The sequence below is a fragment of the Streptomyces sp. NRRL B-24572 genome (assembly GCF_002156145.1).
Taxonomy (GTDB): Bacteria; Actinomycetota; Actinomycetes; order Streptomycetales; family Streptomycetaceae; genus Streptomyces; species Streptomyces vietnamensis.
This window is the reverse complement of record NZ_MWIG01001103.1, coordinates 1-541: the sequence shown is the minus strand read 5'-3', so window position 1 is coordinate 541 and position 541 is coordinate 1. Positions and strand designations below refer to the sequence as shown.

The window sequence follows — 541 nt, the reverse complement described above, 5'->3', positions numbered from 1 at the left end:
GTCCGTGCCGAGCAGCAGCGGTGCCTCGGACAGCAGGGCGTCCGGCTCGGGGAAGACGGCGGTGCCGCTGCCGTAGCGGTCGTTGAACCGGCGGGCGACGGTCCGGGTGATCTGCAGGTGCGGCAGCTGGTCCTGCCCGACGGGGACGAGGTTCGCCTTGCAGAACAGGATGTCGGCGGCCTGGTGGACGGGATAGGTGAACATCAGGCCGCTGACGGCGGCCTGCCGGGAGTGGGCGATCTCGTCCTTGACGGTGGGGTTGCGGTTCAGCTCGGCCACGGACACCAGGCTGAGGANNCGTCGCGGTCGGTCAGGACCTGGTAGTCCGCGATGATCACGAACAGTTCCACCCCGAGGTCCTGGAGCCGCACCCGGTTGTGCAGGGTGCCGAAGTAGTGCCCCAGGTGCAGCCGCCCGGTGGGCCGGTCCCCGGTCAGTACGCGGAACCTCCCCGGCTCCTTGAGGATCTGCTCCTCCAGGGCCGCGCTGCGTGCCTCGGCGGCGGACGTCCCGAGCGCGTCGACGGAGGGTGCTCATGGGT

The 541-nt window shown here is 70.5% G+C and carries 1 pseudogene; it reads right to left on the bottom strand.

From position 1 onward, the window contains the following. A pseudogene (locus tag CCN56_RS40550) lies at positions 1–479 on the bottom strand (tryptophan--tRNA ligase); the annotation flags it as partial. Between the last annotated feature and the right edge of the window lie 62 nt (positions 480–541).